We start from the raw sequence: 20984 nt of genomic DNA, 5'->3' as shown, positions 1-20984 counted from the left end.
GTCAGGCGCGGCGCAGGTGGCTGGGCACGATGACGATGGTCGCCGTCAGCGCGCAGGCGGCGTCGTCCACCACCAGCACCACGCGCACGCCCTCCACCGTCACCAGCAGCGAGGGCTGCTCGCTGTGCAGCGCCATCAGCCACGACGACGCCAACGGCAGCTCCGTGGCGGACAGCTCCGCGGCGCGGAGCAGGTGCACGCGCACCGCGTGACGGACCGGGGCGGGCAGGGCATGCAATGCATAGAGCGATTCGTCCGTCAGCCGCAGCGCGTACGGCATGCGCGGCGGTTCGGGCGGACGCCCGGGCAGTTCGCGCAGCCGCGCGGCCAGCTCCCGAACCAGCGCCTCCGGCTGGGGCGGCTTGTGCAGGAAGCCCACCACGCCGTGCAGCGGCACGTCCGGCGTGCCGCTCCCGGAGGACATCATCATCACCACCAGGTGCCGCAGCCGCGCGTCCGTGCGCAACTGGCCGTACACCTCCCATCCATCCAACCGCGGCAACACCACGTCCAGCAGGATGAGGTCCGGATGCTGCGCGCGCGGATGATGACGCAGCCAGTGCAGCGCCTCCGCGCCGTCCGACACGGACGACACCAGGAAGCCCGCTTCGCTCGCGGCCCGGCCCACGCCTTCCCGCCACGTCCGATCGTCCTCGACGAGCATCAGGTGATGGACGCCGAGGGCCATCCCTCCATTTGACTCTCTTTTCCTTGGTTTCTTGAAGTGGACCCCGGGTCTAGTGGGAGTCCCAGAGTCGCGCGTCCGACAGTGCACCCCGGGGACTGTTCCCCCCAGACGCCCAGCACCCGACAGCCAGCCTCACCGCTGCACTGTCATCTTGCAGGTACGCTGTAGATGCGCACCTTTGGCGGCGTTCATGGCCTACCGCTGCCAGCTGGAACCTCCGGTGGTGCGCACGCTCACGGCGTGTACGCCCGCGGTGCGCGAGCGGCTCCAGGAGGAGCTGGGGGCGCTCGCCAGCCGGATGCCGTCGCTGCCGGTGATGCCGTCGGGGCGGGAGGGGGCGGCGGTGCTCGCCTGCGGCTTCCAGGTCCGCTACCGGGTGGAGCCGGGCGCGGGGCTGCTGCGGTTGACCGCCCTGCGGCCGCTGGGTCTGGTCCGTTCGCCTTCCTCCTGACACGTCGCCAGACGGTCCTTGTCGCATCCGAAGCGGGCGCCTAAGTCGGAGGGACCTCCTCTTCCCGGCTGCCCCCAAGGCCCTTCGCCCCCGAGTCCGCGCACCGTGTCCCTGCCCCTCGCCGACTTCCTCTTCCAGTCCCGCGACGTCCTCCAGGACGCATGGCTCCACGAAGCCCCAGGCTCCGGTGACACCTTCGCCCACGGGCTGTCCGCGGTGGCGGCCCGGATGGCGAACCCGGACGCGCGCGTCTCCGACGCCCTGGCGCGCGAGCTGTCGCTGCTGGTGCAGGGCTCCGACGGGCACCCCACGACGACGAACTTCCGGCGCCTGCGCGACATGGTGCTGCGGCTGTGGCGCGAGCAGGGCGGTCAGGACGCTGAGCAGGTGGAGCGCTTCCACGACGCGGTGGACGCGGTGGAGGCCGCGGCGCTGGAGGCCCATGTCCAGGCCCGGCTGCTCGCGTCGCGCGAGGCGGCGGAAGCGGCGCGCGAACAGGGCACCTCGGACGTACCAGGGCCCCAGCGCTGGGAGGACATCTTCACGCACCTGGGCGTGGGCGTGGCGGTGATGGGCGCGGACGACAGCTCGTTCGTGGCGGCGAACCCCGCGCTCGCGCGCATGCACGGGCAGCCCACTGAAACGCTGAAGGGCTTGAAGCTGGAGGACCTGGTGGCGCCCGAGTCGCGCGGCGCGCTGCCCCGGCACATGGCCGCGGCCAGCTCCAAGCCGTTCCACGAATACGAAGCGCTGCACCTGCGCCGCGACGGCAGCCGCTTCCCCGCGTTCGTGCACGTGACTTCCTTGAGGGACGCGACGGGCCGCCGCGTGGGCCGCGCCGCCACGGTGCTGGACATCACGCAGCGCCGTCAGGCGGAAGCGGAGCGGCAGCGCCTGCTGGCCACCATCGAGGCGGAGCGCGCGCGGCTTGCGGCGGTGTTGGACCAGCTCCCCGCGGGCGTGCTCATCGCGGAGGCGCCCAGCGGCAGGCTGCTCTTGGGCAACCGCGCGCTGGAGTCGCTGTTGGGCCATCCCTTCCGGCCCTCGTCCAGCCTGGCGGACTACGAGTCGTCGCATCAGATGTTCAACGCGGACAACGAGCCGCTGGCGGACGACGCGTGGCCCATGGCCCGCGCGCTGCGCACCGGGGAGACGCGTCAGGCGGAGCCGCTCCAGGTGCGCCGGCCGGACGGCACCACCGCGCACCTCCTGGGCTCCAGCGCGCCCGTGCGCGACCGGGATGACCACATCGTCGCGGGCGTCGTCACGCTGGTGGACGTCACCGAGCGCCGTCGCGCGGAAGAGGCGGCGCGCGAAGCGGCCCAGTTCGGCGAGCGGCTCATCGCCATCGTCAGCCACGACCTGCGCAACCCCCTCAACGCCATCCAGCTGTCCGTCACCAGGCTGCTGCACGGCGACGCGCTCCAGGAGCGCGACCGCAAGGCGGTGTCCCGCATCGCGCGCTCTGGCGAGCGCATGGCGCGGATGATTTCAGAGCTGCTCGACTTCACCCGCAGCCGGCTGGGCGGCGGCATCCCCATCGAACGGGTGCCCGGCGACGTGCGCATGGTGGTGCGCCAGGCGGTGGAGGAGCTGGAGGCGGCGTGGCCGGAGCGCTCGCTCACGCTGAACGTGGGCCCGGGCCGCTACGACGGCTCCTGGGACGCGGACCGGCTGCTGCAGGTGGTGAGCAACCTGGGCGGCAACGCGCTCCAGTACAGCCCGCCGGACTCCACCGTGCGCTTCTCGCTGACGGACGCGGACGCGCACGTGGTGCTGGAGGTGCAGAACGGCGGAGACCCCATCCCGCCGGACATGCTGCCGCGCCTGTTCGACCCCTTCCGGCGCGGCGCGGGCAGCAACACGCACGGCGGCCTGGGGCTGGGGCTCTACATCGTCGAACAGGTGGTGAAGGGCCACGGGGGCCGCATCGAGGTGCGCTCGCGCGCGTCCGAAGGCACCGTCTTCCGCGTGCTCCTGCCGCGCGAACCGGCGCAGCCCGCGGCGCAGGCTCAGTAGGCGGCGGCTAATTGCGACTGCGCGGAGCGGAACGGCTCCAGCGCGCGCATCAGGTCGTCCAAATCCAGCGGCTTGGGGATGGACGCCCGGATGCCCTGGGGCACGGGGCGGGTGGCGCCCGCGCCCGACACGACGATGACGGGCAGGTTCTTGAGGCGCGGCTCCTTCTGCACGCGCTCCATGAGCTCCCAGCCGCTCATCACCGGCATCATCAGGTCCAGCAGCATCACGTCCGGTGTGGGGCCGCGCCTGAGGCGTTCCCAGGCGTGCAGCCCGTTGCCGGCGACCTCCACGGCGAACCCTTCCAGCGTGAGGAACTCCTCCAGCATCTCACGGCTGTCGACATGGTCTTCCACGAGGAGGATGAGGCTTCGCATGGCTCCGGGGAGCCTCCTCCCGTCTGGCCCCGGCCGCAAAGACCCCGTGTCCAGGGAACGTCCAACCCTGGACGGTAGGCCACGTGCAATGTGCGGCCGGCGCCAGTCCGGGTGCCTTGGAGGGCAGGCGTCCAGGCGGACCCCGGAGCCAACCCCGCGAAAAGCGGATGGGGCCTCCCCCTTCCAGGCGCCGGAGCGCGGAAGGCGAAAGCCCCATCAGGAGACCCGCGGCTACAGGTCTGTTCAGCCCCGGTACTGGTGCACGGACATGATGGGGTAGTTCATCGACGAGTAGCTGATGCGCTGCGAGCCGTCCGAGTTCACGTTGTTGGAGCCGATGAACTGGGCCTTGCCGTCCTTCCAGCCCGCGAACATCACCACGTGCTGGCCGCTGCCCACCTTCATGGAGACGACGTCGCCGGGCTTGGCGTCCTTCAGGTCCACGCGCTTGAAGTTCGGGTCGCGGTCCAGGTTCGCCTGGAGCGTCATCACGGACGCGCTGTGCTGGCTGTCCTTGATCTGCCCGGCCTGCTCCAGGCACGCGGAGACGAAGTTGGCGCAGTTGACGTTGTTGGGGACCCAGTCCTCCATGTCCGCGCCCACGCCGCTGCCCTCGAGCTTCAGCGAGCCGGCGTTCTTGCCCAGGTGCGACACCGCGATGTCGAACGGGCTGCCACCGGGGCCCCGCGTGCCCGGGCCCGCGCCGCCCGGAGGCGCCGTCACGTTGCCGCTGCTGGAGCCGCTGGAACCGCCGCCGCGCACGCCCTGGGTGCCGGGCTCGAAGCTGTCACGCGAGCCGGGGATGTTCAGGCTGCGGCCGGCGTAGATGAGGTCCTTGTTCTGGATCTCCGGGTTGGCCTTCATCAGCGCGTCCACGGAGGTGCCGTAGCGCTTGGCCAGACCAGAGAGGGTGTCGCCAGATTGGATGCGGTAGCTCATGGGGGGCTCCGAGAGTGGGAGCAGTGACCCGACCTCGGTCACCGGCTGCGATTGTTTCCATTCTCGGCATTCAAGAACCGGGGTTGCGTCCCCATCTACTTTTCACTCCAGGCGCGCACATGTGGGCGAAGTCGCGCACCCGGAGCGGAATCTGGACCTGAAAAGGTCGCGCACCGGCGACAGGACACCCGGTGGGCCGCCCGGGGAGGTCCTGTCGCGGTGCGCAATTTACGGGGATTTAGCGGCTCTGGCCGTCGTGCTTCTGGCGGGCGATGCGGCGGCTGAGGGCGTCCTGCTTCGCGTCGATGCGGGCGCGCTCGGCGGCGTCCAGGTGGCCGTCGTCCCGGCGGTCCTGGCGGATTTCACGCTGGACCGCGCGGTGCTGGCGCTCCAGGCGCACGGCCTCGCGGCCCGTGAGCTCGCCGCTCTTCACGCCCTGGTTGATGCGCTGCTGCTGGTTCACCTGTCGCTTGTCGGCCTCCGCGGCCACGGCCGGCAGCGCCACCGTCAGGCCCAGCACCGCCGCGAGCATTCCCAGTCCGTTGCGCTTCACCATGGTGAGTCCTCCTGATGTGCGCGGGCGTTGGTGCCAGCGCGTCGTTTGCGCGCGGGGGTTGGCCCCCGCGTCTTCCATGAAGGGTTGAACCCGGGTTTCGCGCGGCGGTTGCGGGGCCATGTCTTGACGGGGTGCGTCCAGGTGGGTGGCCCTTATGAAAGGGGAAACATTCCGAGGGGATGGAGGCGTGCGGCACGCTTGAACGGGTGGGAAGGCCCGCGCATGGTGGCGGGGTGACGACCATTGCTCATCCCGACTTCACGGCGGCGCGGTTCACCCCCTACCCGGACGCGCGCTTCACTCCGGCGCCGGCGGACGGCGTGCTGCCGGAGGGCTTCTTCACGACGACGAACCTGCCCACGTACGTGCGGGTGGACGGGCGGTGGCGGATGCCGCGCGAGCCGCGCATGGACGGCGCGCTGGTGCTGGACGCGCAGGGCGAGCTCTGGGTGCGCGAGGGCCGCCGGGTGCGCGCGGGCGAGCGCGTGGTGGTGGGCAAGGCGGAGGACGGCAGTGAAGGCGTCTACGTGAACATGGCCTACCTGGCGGAGGGCGGGGATGGCGAGTTCAAGTTCATGACGAGCGAGGTCTCGCGCGAGAAGCCCATCGACTACGGGCACATGGCGCGGCTCTTGGTGGAGGAGCGCGAGCGGGGCGGCTATCCCATCTGGGTGACGGGGCCGGCGCTGGTGCACTCGCGGGCGCGGGCGGACATGACGTGGTTCGTGGAGAACGGCTTCGTGGGGGCGCTGCTCGCGGGCAACGCGGTGGCGGTGCACGACATCGAGGCGTCCATCTACGGCACGACGCTGGGGATGAGCGGCGCGGGCGAGGCGACGTCGGGCGGGCACGGGCTGCACATGCGCGCCATCAACAAGGTGCGGCAGGCGGGCTCCATCGCGAAGGCGGTGGAGGCGGGCATCATCACCAACGGCATCATGCACGCGTGCGTGAAGCACGGGGTGCCGTTCGTGCTGACGGGATCCATCCGGGATGACGGGCCGTTGCCGGACGTGGTGACGGACAACCTGGCGGCGCAGGACGCGATGCGCCGGCACTCGGTGAAGGCGACGATGGCGGTGCTCGTCGCCACGGCGCTGCACGCCATCGCGACGGGGAACATGCTGCCGGCGTTCGTGACGGAGAAGGACGGCAGCCTGCGGGAGCTGCCCACCATCTGCGTGGATTCGTCCGAGTTCGTGGTGAGCAAGCTGAAGGACCGGGGCACGCACCAGGCGTTCGGCGTGGTGACCAACGCGCAGGACTTCATGCACATCCTGCGGCTGTACGTGGAGCGCGAGCTGGCGGCGCCGAAGCCGGCCTGAGACACCTCAGCGCCGGCTGAGCGCGGGAGCGGTCAGGGGCTTCCAGGCCGCGCTCGACAAGCCGCCCTCGGTGCCGAAGAGGGCGGAGTCGCCCTCCGGGAGCACGGCGTAGACGCGCGGATCCGCGAGCTTCGGCAGCGCATGCACCTGCCCGGTGCCCGCGTCGAAGTACGACGCGCCGAGCAGCGTGCCCACCAGCGCCCCGCCGGGCACGAGCGCGGTGGAGACGATGGCGGAGGAGGGCAGGCCGGACGCGGCGCGCACGCGGGTCCACTTCGCGCCGTCGAAGTAGCTGAAGCCGTCCTGGCAGGTGCCCGCGACGGCGCGTCCCTGCGCGTCGGTGGACAGCGCGGTGATCCAGTTGTCGGTGAGGTCGCGGCCGTCGTGGAAGCGCTGCCACTTCGCGCCATCCCAGCGCAGCAGACCCCGGTCCTCACTGCCCATCCACAGGAAGCGGCCCGAGGCTTCACCGACGGAAGGGTGCTTGCTCCACTCCTTCGGCAGCGGCAATCGCTTCACGAGGGACAGGGGAGACGTCCCGGGAGTGACCAGGGACATGCCCCGGCCATCCACCAGCGCGATGCCGTCATCCATCCGCGACACGTTGAGCACGGACAGCTTCCCCAGGGCCACGGGGTTGCGAGACCCGTATGCGATGGGCGTCCACGTCTTCCCGTCATGGAATCCCAGGCCATACGTGGTCGCGACGTAGAGGTTCGGTCCGTCGCTGGTGATGCCCAGCACCTGGTCGCTGGGGAGCGAAGGCGCGCGGACCGTCTGCCACCGGCCGTCCTCGCGCTGGATGCAGACGCCCCGGTCGAACGTGCCCACGACGAGCCGTCCCTGATGCCGGGCCAGCGCGGTGATGTGATTGCCGCAGATCTGCCCGGTGGCGGTGACACGGCGCCAGCCTTTCTTGTCCTGGAGGAACACGCCGGAGGTCCGCGTGCCCGCCCAGCCATCGCGCAAGACGGTGGCGTCCTTGGGAACGCTCACGGCCTGGAGTGGCACGGACTCCGTCTCCCACGCGTGAACCTCACCGTGACTCCCCACGATGCGCACGCCCTGCTCCGTGACGGCGAACGACAGCGGTCCGGTGGGCACGTCGCGCAGCGCGGAGAGCCGGCCGTGTGAATTGATGGAGAACGCGCCCTCGGTGGTACCCACGTCCACGCCGTCGAGCGTGTCGGAGATGAAGCGCACCGGTCCGGGCAGTGACCACGCGCGCTCGGTGCCCAGCTCGAACAGGCGCCCCTCCGCCGTGCCCGCGAAGCGGGGCGAGAACGCCGTGTACGTGGCGCCCGGAGGCAGCACCGTGGCCAGCGACTCCAGCCGGCTCACGTAGTCCGGGGTGCTCGCGTCCTCGGCGGGAGGCAGCGCCTGCCAGCGCACGTCCAGCACGGGCGTCACATGAAAGCCCGTGTCCAGTGACACCAGCCCTTCATCCGTCGCGACGAAGAGCCGGTCGCCCGTGGATTCCAGCGCGCGGCAGTAGTGACTCGGAAGCCCGTCCTCCACCGTGAGCACGCGCACCGGACGGCCCGAGGACGTGAACAGCTCCAGGCCGCCTTCGGTGCACGCGACGACATGGCCGCCGAACGGCTCCAGGTCGTGCACGGTCTCGGTGTTGGTGACGGTGGCGGCCAGGGCCAGCGCGGTGAGGGTGGAGAGCATCATGCTCCACCCCCACTGCGAACTCCGGGCCAGCGCGGTGTGTCTCCCCGGAGCCACACCCGTGGCCCGGGGCCAGCGGGCCTAGAACGACTCTTCCGCCAGGTCCATCAGGTCCAGGTTGCCGTTCTCCACCATGCGCGCCGCGTGCGCGATGCCGGGCAGGACCTCGTGGCAGTACCACCGGGCGCTGGCCACCTTGCCGCTGTAGAACGCCTTGTCGCCGGGGTTCGTCTTCATCCGCTCCAGCGCGACGGCCGCGTGGCGCACCAGCAGCCAGCCGATGACCACCTCGGCCACGGCGAACAGCACGCGGTTGCCCTGGAAGCCCACGTGGTAGACGGACTCGCCCAGCTTGCCCATCAGCGTGCCGAGCAGCGTCTCCAGGTGCCCCAGCGCCTCCGCCAGCGCGGCGCGCTCGGTCTTCAGCTCCGGGCCGCCCTCATTGCCTTCCACCGTCTCGCGGATGCGTCCCAGCAGCCCTGACAGCGTCGCGCCGCCGTCGCGCGCCACCTTGCGCATCAGCAGGTCCAACGCCTGGATGTGCGTGGTGCCCTCGTAGAGCGAGTCGATCTTCTGGTCCCGGATGTACTGCTCCACCGGGTAGTCCGTCAGGAAGCCCGAACCGCCGTGCACCTGGAGCGACAGGGACAGCAGCTCGTAGGCCTTCTCCGAGCCGTACCCCTTCACCAGCGGCAGCAGCATGTCGTTGAGCACGTCCGCCTCGCCCGCCGCCGTGGAGCGGTGGCCGCCCTGCAACTCCACCTGGTCCTGCACGGACGCGGTGAACAGGGCCAGCGCGCGCAGGCCCTCCGCGTGCGCCTTCTGCGCCATCAGCATGCGGCGCACGTCCGGGTGCTGGAGGATGTTCACGCGCGGCGCCGCCTTGTCGCGCGCCTTCGCCAGGTCGCTGCCCTGCACGCGGTCCTTCGCGAACGACAGCGCGCGGTAGTAGCCCGCGGACAGCGCGGCCATGGACTTGAGGCCCACCGCCATACGCGCGTTCTCGATGATGTGGAACATCTGCCGGATGCCGTCGTGCACCTCGCCCAGCAGCAGGCCGCGCGTGGGCTTGCTGTCGCCGAACGTCAGCTCGCACGTGACGGACCCCTTCAGGCCCATCTTCTTCTCCAGCTTGGTGCAGACGACGTTGTTGTGCTCGCCCAGGCTGCCGTCCTCGTTCACCCAGAACTTGGGCACCACGAACAGAGACAGGCCCTTGGTGCCCGGCGCCGCGCCGTCCGGACGCGCGAGCACCATGTGGATGATGTTCTCCGCGATGTCCGACTCGCCGTTGGTGATGAAGCGCTTGACGCCTTCAATCTCCCAGATGTCGCCGTCCACCTGACGGGCCTTGGTGCGCGCGGCGCCCACGTCGCTGCCCGCGTCCGGCTCCGTCAGCACCATGGAGCCGCTCCAGCGCTTGTCCAGGATGTGCGGCAGGAAGCGCTTCTTCTGCGACTCCGTGCCCAGCTTGTCGATGACGCGCGCGAGCAGGTTGCCCAGCGTGAAGAACGCCAGCGAGGGGTTGGAGCCCAGCAGCAGCTCGAACGCGGCCCAGCCCAGCGACGGCGGCGCGCCCAGGCCGCCCAGGTGCGTGGGCGTCTCCAAGAGGTGCATGCCCGCGTCGTAGTACGCGCCCATCGCGGCCTTGAGGCCGGGGGGGAGCTTCACCTCGCCGTTCACCAGCTGGGGCGGGTTGTGCTCGGACTCGTCGAAGCTCTTCGCCAGCTCCTGCGTGCACAGCTGGGCGAAGGTCTCCAGCGTCTGCCGGGCCGCCGTCTCGTCCAGGTCCCCGAAGGGGCCCTTGCCCAACGACGTGCGCCCGATGTCCAGGAACTCGAAGAGGTTGAACTCAATATCGCGGAGGTTGGGCGTGTAGTGCAGGGACGACGACGACATCGGAAGACTCCTCGCGGCCGGTGCGAAAGAAACAGCCCCGCGCCGGTGAAGGCGCGGGGCCGGAAACGGACCGTCAGGGTACCCGAGATTGATTCGCGGGTCAGTCACGCCGAGCGTGGATGACGCGCAGCGTCTCCCGGCGCTCGAAGCGGTTGCCTGCCGCGTCGCGGGCCACGAACACCAGCTCATACGTGCCGGCCGGCGTGCCCTCGGGGATGACCAGCGCCTTCGTGAAGCGCAGGGGGTCCTGCGTGTCGAGCAACTGCTGGTCGTCGCCAAAGAGGTCGCCGTACACGCTGACCTCCTGCGTGGCCTCCACCGCGTCCACGTCCAGCGTCAGCGTGTCACCGGGGGCCACTTCCTTCTGGGAGAGGACGACGTCGAAGTCATTGCCCTTGGAGTCCAGGCGGTAGCGCACCTCGCTGCGCTCCACGCGGCCGTCCGCCAGCTCCGCGATGATGAACACGGTGTAGTAGCCATCCTCGATGCCCAGCGGCACCAGGAAGCGGCCGCGCCACGAACGGGTGAGCGTGTCGAACGTGAGCGGCTTCACCAGGCCGAAGGGGAAGTAGGCGGTGACGCGGCGGGCGTTGCGCGGGGCGCGCACGGAGATGATGGGGTCACCGGGCGGAATCTCCTCGCGGCTGAGCGCGCCCGCGACCATGCCGTCGGGGAGCTGCACGGGGACCATCTCGCGCACCGTCTCGCCGTTGGGGGCCGTGCGGGCCACCTGCTCCACCGCGACGAAGGACGTGTAGCGGCTCATGAGGTGGTACTGGAGCGCGGTGTCGGTGATGCCCTGCACGACTTCGGGCGTCTCGCCGCGGTAGCCCTCCACGGTCAGCTCCTCGATGCGCTGGCGGGCCCAGAGGCTCTTGAGCGAGTCGTGCTCCGGGGCGGCTTCGGGGAAGTGCACGGGCACGTCGAAGCGGCGGACCTCGCCGCGCACGCGGCCGGAGATGCGGAGGACGCCGTCGCCGGTGCCGGTGAACTTGCCCACGAGGAACAGCGGCTGGCCGGCGAAGAGGTCCGGCACGGACTTCGGGTACACGTCGCTGACGGGCAGGCCGTCGGTGTCCACCACGAGCGAGGTGAGGACGGGGCCGCGCATGCGCTGCTCGAATTCGCGGGCGACGTCTTCCTCCGGGCGGTTGAGGTTGACGAGGGTGGAGGCGCCGCGGCCGAGTTCGCCCATCTTGGTGATGAGGTAGCGGTTCGTGCTGGAGCCCACGCCGGCGGAGAAGATGCGCGTCTCTTCACGCAGGTTCTCCTGGAGCGTGGCGAGCACCTGTTCGTCCGCGCCGATGAGGCCGTCCGTCATGAAGAGCACCATGCGCAGGCGGGCCGGGTCGTTCGCGGGCAGCATGGCTTCGCGGGCGGCGATGTTCACGTCGGTGCCGCCACCGCCCCAGAAGTTGGCCACGTAGGGCAGGGCGTTCTGGATGTTCTCCGGCGTGGCGGGGACGGCGGTGGGGGCGAACTTGGTCACCTGCGTGTCGAAGTTGAGGACCTGGAAGGTGTCCTCCGGCATCAGGTGGTTGAGGACCTCCTTGGTGATGGCCTTGGACTTTTCAATCGCGAGGCCGGACTGCGAGCAGGACGTGTCCAGCACCATGTAGAGCTCGCGAGGGACGATCTCCTTCTCGGTGGGGGACAGCTGCGGGTTGAGCATCACCAGGAAGTAGCCGTGGTCCGCGCCGGGGTCGCGGTGCATGAGGACGGCGGGGCGGATGAGCGCGTCGGCGACGACGTACTCCAGGACGAAGTCCTTGTTGGGGATGCGGTCGTCGCGGCCCAGGCTCACCGTGGCGCGGGACTGGCCGTTGCGGGTCACGTCCACGCGGTGGGTGGTGGAGCGCAGCGAGTGGACCGGGAGGCCCGCGTCCATGCGCACGGTGAGCTGGATGTCATGGCCGCTGCGCGTGTCGGTGAGCACCGGGGGCGTGATGCGGCTCGCGTCGGGGACGGTGGTGGTGTCCGGCTCCTCGCCTTCACCCTGGCGCGTGGGCAGCGGGGTGCCGCCGATGTAGCGGGGCCCGACGACCATGGGGAAGCTGAAGCGGTAGGTGCCGGCGTCGTAGGTGAGGCGCTCCACGTAGTGGATGCGCACGCGAATGGTTTCGCCGGGGAGGATGTTGGCGACGGACTGGGTGAAGATGTTGGGGCGTTCCTGGTCGAGCAGCGCGGCCGTCTTGCCCTCGGCCTTGGCGCGCTCGTAGGTGTCGCGGGCCTGCTCGCGGGTCTGGATGACGCCCTGGATGACGCGCTCGCCCAGGTGCATCTCCATGCCGTCCACGGCGGCCATCTCCGGCAGCGGGAAGACGTAGAGCGCTTCGAGCGGCGAGGCGTAGGGGTTCTCGAACACCTGCGTCACGGTGACGGACGCGAGGAAGCCGCTGACCTCCGCGTCCACCTCCGTGTGCTTGAGGCTGAAGGTGCGCGGCTCCATGTCCGGGCACGCCGTGGAGTCCGCCTGCTGCGGCTGCGCACGGAAGCGCGCCACAAGGGTGCCCTGGGCCACGCCAGCGGTGGGCGACGCGGCGGGAGGACAGGGTTGTGCGGAGGCCGGGGCGGACAGAAGGCAGACGAAGAGCGTGGCGAGCAGGACTCGCATGGTCGGGAACCTTGGTTTCAGGGTGTGCCCGGGGACATTGCAGCCCCCGGGCCAACGCAGGTTTCCCTCTGGAAACGCTAGGAGTGGGGGCGCCGGGAGACAGTCCAGGCGCGGGCCCGTGGCTACAGGGCCACAGGGTCCGGCACTACCAGTTGAGGGCTTCGGGAGCCGCTTCGAACAGTCGCTTCAGCTCCGGGATGAGCAGGTGCTGGCGCTTCATCTCCCGCCAGACCGTGGCGTGCTGCCGTGTCTGGATGTCCTGTGCGAGGTGCTGGAGGTGTTCGGGAGCGTGGCCGCGGGCACGCTCTTGGGCATACCTTGTGAGATGAGCGTGAAAGTCCCCGAAGGCGCTGCGGCGTGCAGTCTGGAGTGCTTCGCGCCTGTTGAGCCTGAGAAGATCGATGGTGTACTTCGCGCGCTGGTATTCCACGGTGCCAGGTTCCGAAGTGACCTTGAACAGAAAGGTTCCCAGGAGATCTAGCTTCATGAAGTTCATCGGATCCTCTACGCGAGGATCGAGCAGTACTGGAGTACCCGAGACGGGTGGAAGTATAGGCGCGCCGCGACGACGGCTCACGTCCGTAGGGACACCAGTCTCTGAGGCAAAAACCGCGAAGTTGCTGCTCTTCGGGCTGTTGCAAGGGCCGCAGGCATACAGGTAGTTCATCCAGGCGAAGGCCAGTTCCGGATACAGCGCCTTGGGCCGGATGTGCTCCACCTCGTCGGCCAGTGAGTCCTCGCAGTAGGCGCAGCGTTGCGCTCCCACGCACATCTTCGACAGGGTCGCCTTGACGATATCGAAGGTCGGGTCGCCTATCCTGTTCAGCCTGCTGAATCGCTCCTTTGCGCGCTTGACGCGCGTCTCGTAGTCGGGGAGCGAATCGATTTCGTGCTGGTATCCGGCGAGTTGCGAATTGGCGGGCTCTGGCAGAGGAAAATTCGGGAGGCGAATCAAGGCTGCGGCACCTCCGTGCTGGACGAAAGAGGGCTCGACGCAGTGGGAAGTTGGGCGCGCAGTTGTTGCTGTTCCGCCTGCTCCTCGGACGAAAGTCCCTGCGCGAGTTCCTTCTGATTGAGCGTTGCCAGCCGCTCGAGCTTCTCCATTCCTTCGTCCGAGCGCAGAACCACGTCGCCAAAAACCCCGGTGCTGTACGCGTCCAGGACGTTGCCGTAGAGCAATCGATCGAGCGCGACTCCGGTGATCATTTCCGCTTCTTCGTCACTCCCTGGCCTGGGGAGACGGAACACGCTGCCCACGGTCGCGGCTTGGCAGATAAGGGGACTGTGGGTCGTGACGATGAACTGGATGTTGGGGAAGTGTTCGCGGAACCACCGTCCCACACGGCGCTGCCACATCGGGTGCAGGTGCGCGTCGATCTCGTCAATCAGTACCACACCAGGAACAACGATGGTCGTTGCGTCCCCGGGGGCAAACAGCTCGTTGCCACCATAGGTGCGCGCGAGCTGGCGGATCAGTTCGAAGGTCATGCTCAGGATGGAGCGGTAGCCGTCGCTCAGATTCTCGACGGGAACCGCGCAACCATTGCCGTCGACGAACCGGACCCCCTTGGACGAGATGGATTCAAGTCGGGCTTCGTTGGGTAGGAAGTCGGGCTGGTTGATGAACTGCTTCAATGGCTCAAGAAGGTTTCCCTCAGAGTCATTCTCCAGCTTCTTGAATTGGAGAAGCTTGAGCCACTCGAGGCTTTCCGAGAGTGCGACGGACTCGCCGAATACGGACAAGTGCCGGGCCAGCTTTGGATTCAGATGGAACAGCTTCTCCTGCTCCAAGTCGCCACCCGTGAACCGTCGGAACGGACCGTATGAAGCGCTGAACCAGCCCGAGCCATTTCCCCAAACGGAATGCTCGGGAGCTGAGGTCGCCGAGGAGGAATGAAGCGGCCGGACCTCGGTCAAGCTGCGCGAGAACCTCAGATCGAGGAAGTACGGAGCGTTAGGAGTCTCCGGTATTCCCACAATGAGATCGTAGTCCGGTGTTGGAGCAAGCTGGAGCCGGATGGACCCATTCAGCTCATTCCCTCGCAGCCACTCGTTCCAGTCTTGGCGCAGAGCTTTGGCTTCATCTGGTCCTACCAGCGCGAGCGCGATGGACCGCAGGAACGAACTCTTACCGGCACCGTTGTCACCGATGATGACGTGCCACCCGGGCCCCGGATGATCCGGCAGTGCCCAAACCAGCGACTCGATGGACCGGATGTTGGAGAGGTGGACCTCTTTCACGTACATGCGCCCTAGCTCGCCCGAAACAGGGGGAGGGGTCAACCGGTAGCCACGTCGCTACGAAACCCGCTGAACGCACGAAGGCCCCCGGACCGTGCTTCCGGTCCGAGGGCCCCAACAGTCACAGCAGGCTCAGCCCCCCTTGAGCTGGAGCGTGGGCACCGCGCCCTCACCCAGCACCAGGTGCACCTGACCCACCTTCGCGGCCAGGTCCTTGTACGCCTCCAGCTCCTTGAGACGCACGAGCAGCGGGTTCTCCGCGAGCACCTTCGCCGTCTGCGCCATGGAGCGCGTCGCCGCCGTCTCCTCGCGCCGCAGGATGACGTTCGCCTCCGCCTCCTTCTGCGCCTGGATGACCCGGTTGAGCAGGTCCTTCATCTCCTTCGGCAGCACCACGTCCTTGATGCCGAAGCGCAGCAGCTCCAGACCCACGCCCTCCGCCCCGGACTTCACCTGCGCGTTCAGCTCCTCGGACACCGCCTCGCGCGCCGCGAGCAGTTCGTCCAGCGTGCGCGTGGACACGGCCTCGCGCGCCGCGAGCTGCATCGCCAGGTAGAGGATTTCATCCGGCGCCCGCGCCACCACCGCCAGCCGGCGCGCGTCCACCACCCGGTACGCCGCGGACAGGTTGAGCCGCAGTGACACGCGGTCCTTCGTCATCACCTCCTGGCCGGTGACGTGGAGCAGCTTCTCGCGCAGGTCGATGACCGCGAACTGCACCTTCTGCGCGACCGTCCACGCCGCGTGCCGGCCCGGCGGCAGCACCGCGTCCAGCACGCCGTCCACGTAGCGCAGCGCCACCGTGCCCTCCGTGGCCGTGGCCTCCACGTAGTCACTGGCCGGAATCAGCGCGCGCACCTCGTCCCGCGGGGAATTCGTCGCCACCCCGGACACGTCCACGCGCTCCACCCGCACGGTCGGCGTCTCGGGCCGACCGGTACGACCGGGCAGCCGCTGCGCCGTCCACACCTGGTGCTGTCCCCGCCCCAGCCACCGCACCGGCTGGCCGTGATGGAAGACCACCGCGCGCTCGTCCGCGCCCAGCTCCAGCACCTGGAGGTCCTTCTCCGGCACCAACGCGAGCTTCGCCTCGTCCAGGCGGGTGACGGGTGGCTCCAGCGGCACGCGCTCGAAGCGGACGTGCTGGAACGGACGCACCACCCAGTGCCGGCCCGGCCCCAGGTACTGCTCCGCCCGCCCGTTCACCACCACGAACAGCCGCTCGTTCTGCGCCACTTCCACCCGACCGATGCCCATGACACGTCACCTCGACGACAAGAAAAGAGTGCAGCCCGGCTGCTGGAGAAAAGGACCCCGCCGCCCCACGGGCGCGTCGCGCGAACAGACCGTCCGGATCCGCGTTCAGCCTCCCGAACATCCACACCGGATACCGGCCACGGACGGCGACCGGAGCGTTCCGCGAACAGCACGGAAGCCTCCGGAGGCCCTGGCGGCCGGCCAGTGTGCGGAGAGGGGAGGAGGACGCGGTGGACTCGCGTTGGCACCAGCGGAAACGACGGGGTCCCGGCGAACGAAGGAGTCGAACCTTCGAATGCGAGATCTTGAGTCTCGTGCTCTACCGTTGAGCTAGTTCGTGTGGATGCCCAGCCAAGGGCCTCGATGCGCGCCTCACGGTGGCGCGCGACCGGTACGGCCTTCGATGGTGGCAGGAACACCCGGAGGTAATGGCCGTGAGGAACGTCCGAATTCCATGCCCCGGCGCAAAGCGCCACCGCGTGGATCCGGATGCCTCGGGACAACCCCGTGCGCCCCCTGAAGCTTGCCGACGGGGCCAGCAGACGCGGGCGTGCGGAAATCCTGACGGCGCCTCAGACGCGCTTCACGTACCACCAGCCGAACCACATCACGCGCTCCTCCGCGAGCAGCTCCCAGCCGGGCGCGTGCAGGTAGAAGTCCGTGCGCATTCCCGCGAGGTCCACCGCGCGCGCTGTCTCCACCGCGCTCCACAGGTGCAGCGTCACGTCCGTGTCCGCCGTGCGCACCGCTCGCGTGGCCGCCTCGTGCGCCTCCAGCCCGGGCCTGCGCTCCAGCACCGTGAACAACATCCGTCCGCCCGGCTTCAGCGCCCGGCCCAGGTGCCCCAGCACGCGCGGCAGGTCGTCACAGAAGTCCAGGCAGCCGATGGCCAGCGCCACGTCGAAGAGGCCCAGGTCCTCCGGCACCGGATCCAGGTAGCTGTGCACGCGCCACGTACCCGATGGCCGAGCACGCTTCGCCAGCTCCAGCATCTCCGGCGCCACGTCCAGGCCCACCACGTCCACGGCCGCGTCCAGCCCGCGCGTGTGCAGCGCCGGGCCGCAGCCCACGTCCAGCACACGCAGGCCCGGCTTCACCACGCCCGCGAGGAAGCGCTCCACGCGGTCGCCGTAGCGATGCAGGGACGGGTAGAGCACCTCGTAGGAGGAGGCGATCTCCCCGTACACCCGCGCGACGGCGGCCTCACCGCGCCTGCCGTCGTCTCCCTCACCCGCCATGCCGTGCGCTCCTGCTCAAAAGCGCCGGCACGTTATCACGGCGTGTTGTTGTTCCCCGGCTTGCGGAACACCGCCAGCGACCGCCCGGCCATCTCGAACTTGCCGGGCTTCATCTCCTCGTTGCCGCGCTTGTCGTCCGCCGTGTACAGCTCCAGCCGCCACGCGCCGCCCTCACCCGGCGGCGGCACCGTGAAGGCCACCGTGTCGTGGTGCGCGTTGAGCAGCACCAGCAGCGAGTCGCCGTTCACGCGCTGGCCGCGCTCGTCCGGCGTGGGGATGGCGTCGCCGCCCAGCAGGAACGCCAGCGAGCGCACGAAGGGCTTCTGCCAGTCCTCCGGCCCCATCTCCGTGCCGTCCGGCTTGAACCACGCCAGGTCCTTGTGCTCGGACTCCCACAGGTGCTCGCCCTGGAAGAAGCGGCGGCGCTGCAGCACCGGCTGCCCGTGGCGGAACTGGATGAGCTTGCGCGTGAACTCCAGGAGGTCCTGGCGCGTCTTGTCCAGGTTCCAGTCCACCCACGACAGCTCGTTGTCCTGGCAGTAGGCGTTGTTGTTGCCGTTCTGCGTCCGGCCCATCTCGTCGCCCGCGACAATCATGGGCACGCCGGTGGACAGGAACAGCGACGCCATCAGGTTGCGCTTCTGGCGCTCGCGCAGGGAGATGATGTCCTTGTTGTCCGTCTCTCCCTCCACGCCGCAGTTCCACGCCTGGTTGTCATCCGCGCCGTCGCGGTTGTGCTCGCCGTTGGCCTCGTTGTGCTTGCTGCTGTACGTGACCAGGTCGTGCAGCGTGAAGCCGTCGTGCGCGGTGACGAAGTTGATGGACGCCTGAGGACGCCGGCGCGCCGCCGCGAACAGGTCCGCGCTGCCCGTGAGCCGGTAGCCCACCTCCGCGGCCTGGTTCTCGTCGCCCTTCCAGTACTTGCGCAGCGCGTCCCGGTACTTGCCATTCCACTCGTGCCACGGCGACGGGAAGCCGCCCACCTGGTAGCCGCCGAGCCCCACGTCCCACGGCTCCGCGATGAGCTTCACGCGGCCCAGCACGGGGTCCTGGTTGATGATCTGGAAGATGGGGGCGTTCGGGTCGTAGCCGCCCTTGCCCGTGCGGCCCAGCACCGTGGCCAGGTCGAAGCGGAACCCGTCCACGTGCATCTCCTCCACCCAGTAGCGCAGCGAGTCCACGATGAAGCGCGCCGTCTGCGGGTTGGAGGCGTTGAGGCTGTTGCCGCACCCGGTGAAGTCCAGGTAGTGCCGCGCCTCCGGCATGGTCCAGTAGTACGACGCGTTGTCGATGCCCTTGAACGACAGCGTGGGCCCCAGGTGGTTGCCCTCGCACGTGTGGTTGTAGACCACGTCGAGAATCACCTCGATGCCCGCCGCGTGCAGCGACTTCACCATCGACTTGAATTCCGCCACCGCGCCGCCCGGCGTCTTGCGGCTGGCGTAGCGCTGCTCGGGCGCGAAGTAGTTCAGCGTGCTGTAGCCCCAGAAGTTCGACAGGCCCTTGTCGTTGAGGAACGAGTCGTCCGCGAACTCCTGCACCGGCAACAGCTCCACCGACGTGACACCCAGCTTCTGCAAATGCTCGATGATGGCCGGCGAACCCAGGCCCGCGTACGTGCCGCGCTGGTGCTCCGGCACGCCCGGGTGGCGCATGGTGAGGCCGCGCACGTGGGCCTCGTAGATGACCGTCTTGCGCCACGGGATGTCCAGGCGCCGGTCATTGCCCCAGTCGAAGAAGTCGCTCACCACCACGCCCTTGGGCATGCCGGCCGCGCTGTCGCGCTCGTCGCGCATCAGGTCCTTCTTCGGATGATCCAGGGGGTAGCCGAACACCGGCTGCTTCCAGTCCACCTCGCCGTGCAGCGCCTTGGCGTAGGGGTCCACCAGCAGCTTGTGCGGGTTGCAGCGGTGCCCCTTCTCCGGCTCATACGGCCCGTGCACGCGCAGGCCGTACAGCGTCCCGGGCTCCAGGTCCGGCACGTAGCCGTGCCAGACGAACTCAGTGCTCATCGGCAGGTCGAAGCGCTCGACCTCCTTCGTCGGGTCCGCCCGGTCGAAGAGACACACCTCCACGCGCGTGGCCACCTGGGAGTAGACCGCGAAGTTGGTTCCCGACCCGTCGAAGGTCGCGCCACGCGGCCAGGGCTTGCCCGGCCAGATCTCCCGCTTGCTGCTCATGCGTCTCACTCGATTCCGTGGGGAAGGTGCCGGCGCAATGTGGGTGCGACCCTGCGGTGCGGCAAGACGCACGGGCCCGCTGACTGTCCACCGGACAGCGATTTGACAAGTGGTAGGTCCTGAAACGACCTGCGATGTCAGGCGGCGACGGCGTGGTCCAGCGAGCGCCAGGTCCCCAGGGCCCAGTCCCGCTCGTCCGGATCATCGAAACTGACCACGCACAGCGCGCGGCGGTTTCCAGAGCGACATAACGCCGTCAGCCGGCACTCGCCGGGGCCCATGTGCAGGGACGCACGGCCGCTGACACGAGCGCCGTGGTGCTCCAGCTCCAGGGCATGGCGCTCCGGGCTGGTGGGCGCCAGGTGCTCCTCCACGGAGTCCTCCAGTGGCAGCACGCGCACGCTGCGGCGATGGTCGCGAGCCACCCAGCTGCCGTCACCCAGGCGCGTCTCGGCCAGCGAGCCGGGGATGCGGATCTCCCAGCCCTCCGGGAGCGCCACCTGCATGGAGCCCCGCCGGTAGCCAATCGATGGCCCGACGCCGGGCGACTCCAGGGCGCGGCGGTGGACCTCTTCCGCCACCGTTCCCCCCTTGCCCAGATAGCCGAGCACCTCCTGCCACTCGCGCCACGGGTAGGGGAGCGTGGGGTCCTCGCGCCACGCCTGCTCCAGCAGCCGGGCCACGTCGCGCAGGCGCTGGCGCTCTTCCTCAAGCAGCGGCGAGCGCCAGACGACGTCCGTCCACAGGCGGGACAGGGCGCGCGTGAAGCGCTCGCGCGCGTCCACACCGGGGTTCCACCAGGGGAACACGTCCGTGCCCTGCCGCGGATCCTCGGCCACGGTGCGCAGCCAGCGCTCGTCGCGGGGCCCCATGGGCGTGAGCAGCGCGCCGGGGTGCTGGAACGTGTGGCCGAAGCGCATGGACAGCGCGAAGCCGGAGCTGCCCAGGCTGCGCATGCGCAGCACCTGTCCCACGGAGTGCTGGAGCCATCCCAGGAAATGCTCCTCCACCCGGCTCGCGTCGCCGGTGTGGAAGTAGCCCGCGGCGTCGCCCACGCCCACGTCCTCGTCGGGTGGGGCCCAGTTGATGCCGTGCAGGTCGCCCAGGGCCTTGAGCAGCTCCACCAGGTAGCGGTGGTAGCCGGGGCCCGCGGCGCTGGTGTCCGCGGACACGACGATGCGCTCCTGGGTCGCCGCGAGCAGCGACACCTCCGCGGCGGCCGGGTGCAGGCGCAGGCGCAGTACGGGAGCGCCCTGGGGGCCGTCCTCGATGCGGCTGCCCTCCAGCACCCCTTCGGCCACCTGCCGCACCCAGGCCTCCACGCGCTGGAGCCAGGGCAGGGACGCCTCCGTGGGGGCGAACAGCGGGTCGCTTGCTCCTCGTCGGCCTGCCAGCAACAGCTTCATGCGTTGGACGCTCTCGGTTCGGGTGCGCGATGCCTGGACCTCTTTGGATAAGCCCCCGGCCGCTCCCTGTCATCCAAGAGAAACGCATTCCGGGGGCCGGGGGGCATGCGGGCGGGGGAG

Annotated in this window: 16 protein-coding genes and 1 tRNA gene; 3 read left to right on the top strand and 14 right to left on the bottom strand. The window is 69.3% G+C overall.

Translation table 11 applies throughout. The features are described from left to right. Position 1: 1 nt before the first annotated feature. The gene (locus D7X32_RS20355; RefSeq protein WP_120604227.1) at positions 2 to 688 is read right to left on the bottom strand and encodes a response regulator; all 687 of its coding nucleotides are present in this window, start codon (positions 686 to 688) and stop codon (positions 2 to 4) included. A 190-nt stretch (positions 689 to 878) separates the two neighbouring features. Here D7X32_RS20355 and D7X32_RS20350 point away from each other — a divergent pair, with 190 nt between their 5' ends. Both D7X32_RS20350 and D7X32_RS20345 read left to right on the top strand, forming a co-directional pair. Beyond that, the gene (locus D7X32_RS20350) at positions 879 to 1139 is read left to right on the top strand and encodes a hypothetical protein (RefSeq protein ID WP_147450196.1); all 261 of its coding nucleotides are present in this window, start codon (positions 879 to 881) and stop codon (positions 1137 to 1139) included. 105 nt (positions 1140 to 1244) lie between these two features. Next, positions 1245 to 3158 (top strand): sensor histidine kinase, encoded by a 1914-nt coding sequence (locus D7X32_RS20345; RefSeq protein WP_244239098.1) that lies wholly within the window; start codon positions 1245 to 1247, stop codon positions 3156 to 3158. Here the strand turns inward: D7X32_RS20345 and D7X32_RS20340 are convergent. From D7X32_RS20340 to D7X32_RS20330, 3 genes are all read right to left on the bottom strand, one after another. After that, positions 3152 to 3535 (bottom strand): response regulator, encoded by a 384-nt coding sequence (locus D7X32_RS20340; RefSeq protein WP_120604225.1) that lies wholly within the window; start codon positions 3533 to 3535, stop codon positions 3152 to 3154. The genes D7X32_RS20345 and D7X32_RS20340 overlap by 7 nt on opposite strands. Positions 3536 to 3778: 243 nt before the next feature. Further along, entirely contained in the window at positions 3779 to 4474 is a 696-nt protein-coding gene (locus D7X32_RS20335; protein ID WP_120604243.1) for a C40 family peptidase, read from the bottom strand. 238 nt (positions 4475 to 4712) lie between these two features. Beyond that, positions 4713 to 5030 carry a hypothetical protein gene (locus D7X32_RS20330; protein WP_120604224.1) on the bottom strand — a complete coding sequence of 106 codons (318 nt, stop codon included), beginning with the start codon at positions 5028 to 5030 and terminating at the stop codon, positions 4713 to 4715. A 233-nt stretch (positions 5031 to 5263) separates the two neighbouring features. Here D7X32_RS20330 and D7X32_RS20325 point away from each other — a divergent pair, with 233 nt between their 5' ends. Beyond that, positions 5264 to 6355, top strand: coding sequence for a putative NPN-dependent ornithine cyclodeaminase (locus D7X32_RS20325; RefSeq protein WP_120604223.1), 1092 nt, complete (start codon positions 5264 to 5266; stop codon positions 6353 to 6355). Between the two features lie 6 nt (positions 6356 to 6361). On the opposite strand, the gene D7X32_RS20320 is transcribed toward D7X32_RS20325, so the two are convergent. The 10 genes from D7X32_RS20320 to D7X32_RS20275 all read right to left on the bottom strand — a co-directional run bounded on the left by D7X32_RS20320 (position 6362) and on the right by D7X32_RS20275 (position 20864). Next, positions 6362 to 8032 carry a ligand-binding sensor domain-containing protein gene (locus D7X32_RS20320; RefSeq protein WP_120604222.1) on the bottom strand — a complete coding sequence of 557 codons (1671 nt, stop codon included), beginning with the start codon at positions 8030 to 8032 and terminating at the stop codon, positions 6362 to 6364. 78 nt (positions 8033 to 8110) lie between these two features. Continuing rightward, on the bottom strand, positions 8111 to 9928 hold the full coding sequence (locus D7X32_RS20315) for an acyl-CoA dehydrogenase (protein ID WP_120604221.1): 1818 nt from the start codon (positions 9926 to 9928) through the stop codon (positions 8111 to 8113). Positions 9929 to 10028: 100 nt separating this feature from the next. Continuing rightward, positions 10029 to 12542 (bottom strand): VIT domain-containing protein, encoded by a 2514-nt coding sequence (locus D7X32_RS20310; protein ID WP_120604220.1) that lies wholly within the window; start codon positions 12540 to 12542, stop codon positions 10029 to 10031. 145 nt (positions 12543 to 12687) lie between these two features. Next, positions 12688 to 13497 (bottom strand): HNH endonuclease family protein, encoded by an 810-nt coding sequence (locus tag D7X32_RS20305; RefSeq protein WP_120604219.1) that lies wholly within the window; start codon positions 13495 to 13497, stop codon positions 12688 to 12690. Beyond that, positions 13494 to 14789, bottom strand: coding sequence for an ATP-binding protein (locus D7X32_RS20300; protein ID WP_120604218.1), 1296 nt, complete (start codon positions 14787 to 14789; stop codon positions 13494 to 13496). Before D7X32_RS20300 ends, D7X32_RS20305 begins: the two co-directional genes overlap by 4 nt. Before the next feature lie 126 nt (positions 14790 to 14915). Continuing rightward, entirely contained in the window at positions 14916 to 16040 is a 1125-nt protein-coding gene (locus tag D7X32_RS20295) for a slipin family protein (protein ID WP_120604217.1), read from the bottom strand. Positions 16041 to 16308: 268 nt separating this feature from the next. Beyond that, positions 16309 to 16378: transfer RNA gene (locus D7X32_RS20290), tRNA-Leu, on the bottom strand. A 234-nt stretch (positions 16379 to 16612) separates the two neighbouring features. Next, positions 16613 to 17278 (bottom strand): class I SAM-dependent methyltransferase, encoded by a 666-nt coding sequence (locus tag D7X32_RS20285; protein WP_120604216.1) that lies wholly within the window; start codon positions 17276 to 17278, stop codon positions 16613 to 16615. Positions 17279 to 17313: 35 nt separating this feature from the next. Beyond that, positions 17314 to 19458: a glycogen debranching protein GlgX gene (gene glgX, locus D7X32_RS20280; RefSeq protein WP_120604215.1), complete on the bottom strand. Its 2145-nt coding sequence runs from the start codon at positions 19456 to 19458 to the stop codon at positions 17314 to 17316. 137 nt (positions 19459 to 19595) lie between these two features. After that, complete coding sequence (locus D7X32_RS20275) at positions 19596 to 20864, bottom strand: hypothetical protein (protein ID WP_120604214.1); 1269 nt, start codon at positions 20862 to 20864, stop codon at positions 19596 to 19598. Positions 20865 to 20984: the final 120 nt, after the last annotated feature.

The organism is Corallococcus carmarthensis (assembly GCF_003611695.1).
Taxonomy (GTDB): domain Bacteria; phylum Myxococcota; class Myxococcia; order Myxococcales; family Myxococcaceae; genus Corallococcus; species Corallococcus carmarthensis.
Note: the sequence above shows the minus strand (reverse complement) of the source record. Positions and strands in the feature narration are given on the sequence as shown.

Bases quoted from the DNA above. Each gene is read 5' to 3' on its own strand.
- D7X32_RS20320 (WP_120604222.1), bottom strand. From the start codon at position 8,032: ATGATGCTCTCCACCCTCACCGCGCTGGCCCTGGCCGCCACCGTCACC.
- D7X32_RS20355 (WP_120604227.1), bottom strand. From the start codon at position 688: ATGGCCCTCGGCGTCCATCACCTGATGCTCGTCGAGGACGATCGGACG.
- D7X32_RS20350 (WP_147450196.1), top strand. From the start codon at position 879: ATGGCCTACCGCTGCCAGCTGGAACCTCCGGTGGTGCGCACGCTCACG.
- D7X32_RS20275 (WP_120604214.1), bottom strand. From the start codon at position 20,864: ATGAAGCTGTTGCTGGCAGGCCGACGAGGAGCAAGCGACCCGCTGTTC.
- D7X32_RS20330 (WP_120604224.1), bottom strand. From the start codon at position 5,030: ATGGTGAAGCGCAACGGACTGGGAATGCTCGCGGCGGTGCTGGGCCTG.
- glgX (WP_120604215.1), bottom strand. From the start codon at position 19,458: ATGAGCAGCAAGCGGGAGATCTGGCCGGGCAAGCCCTGGCCGCGTGGC.
- D7X32_RS20285 (WP_120604216.1), bottom strand. From the start codon at position 17,278: ATGGCGGGTGAGGGAGACGACGGCAGGCGCGGTGAGGCCGCCGTCGCG.
- D7X32_RS20315 (WP_120604221.1), bottom strand. From the start codon at position 9,928: ATGTCGTCGTCGTCCCTGCACTACACGCCCAACCTCCGCGATATTGAG.
- D7X32_RS20300 (WP_120604218.1), bottom strand. From the start codon at position 14,789: ATGTACGTGAAAGAGGTCCACCTCTCCAACATCCGGTCCATCGAGTCG.
- D7X32_RS20310 (WP_120604220.1), bottom strand. From the start codon at position 12,542: ATGCGAGTCCTGCTCGCCACGCTCTTCGTCTGCCTTCTGTCCGCCCCG.
- D7X32_RS20340 (WP_120604225.1), bottom strand. From the start codon at position 3,535: ATGCGAAGCCTCATCCTCCTCGTGGAAGACCATGTCGACAGCCGTGAG.
- D7X32_RS20295 (WP_120604217.1), bottom strand. From the start codon at position 16,040: ATGGGCATCGGTCGGGTGGAAGTGGCGCAGAACGAGCGGCTGTTCGTG.
- D7X32_RS20335 (WP_120604243.1), bottom strand. From the start codon at position 4,474: ATGAGCTACCGCATCCAATCTGGCGACACCCTCTCTGGTCTGGCCAAG.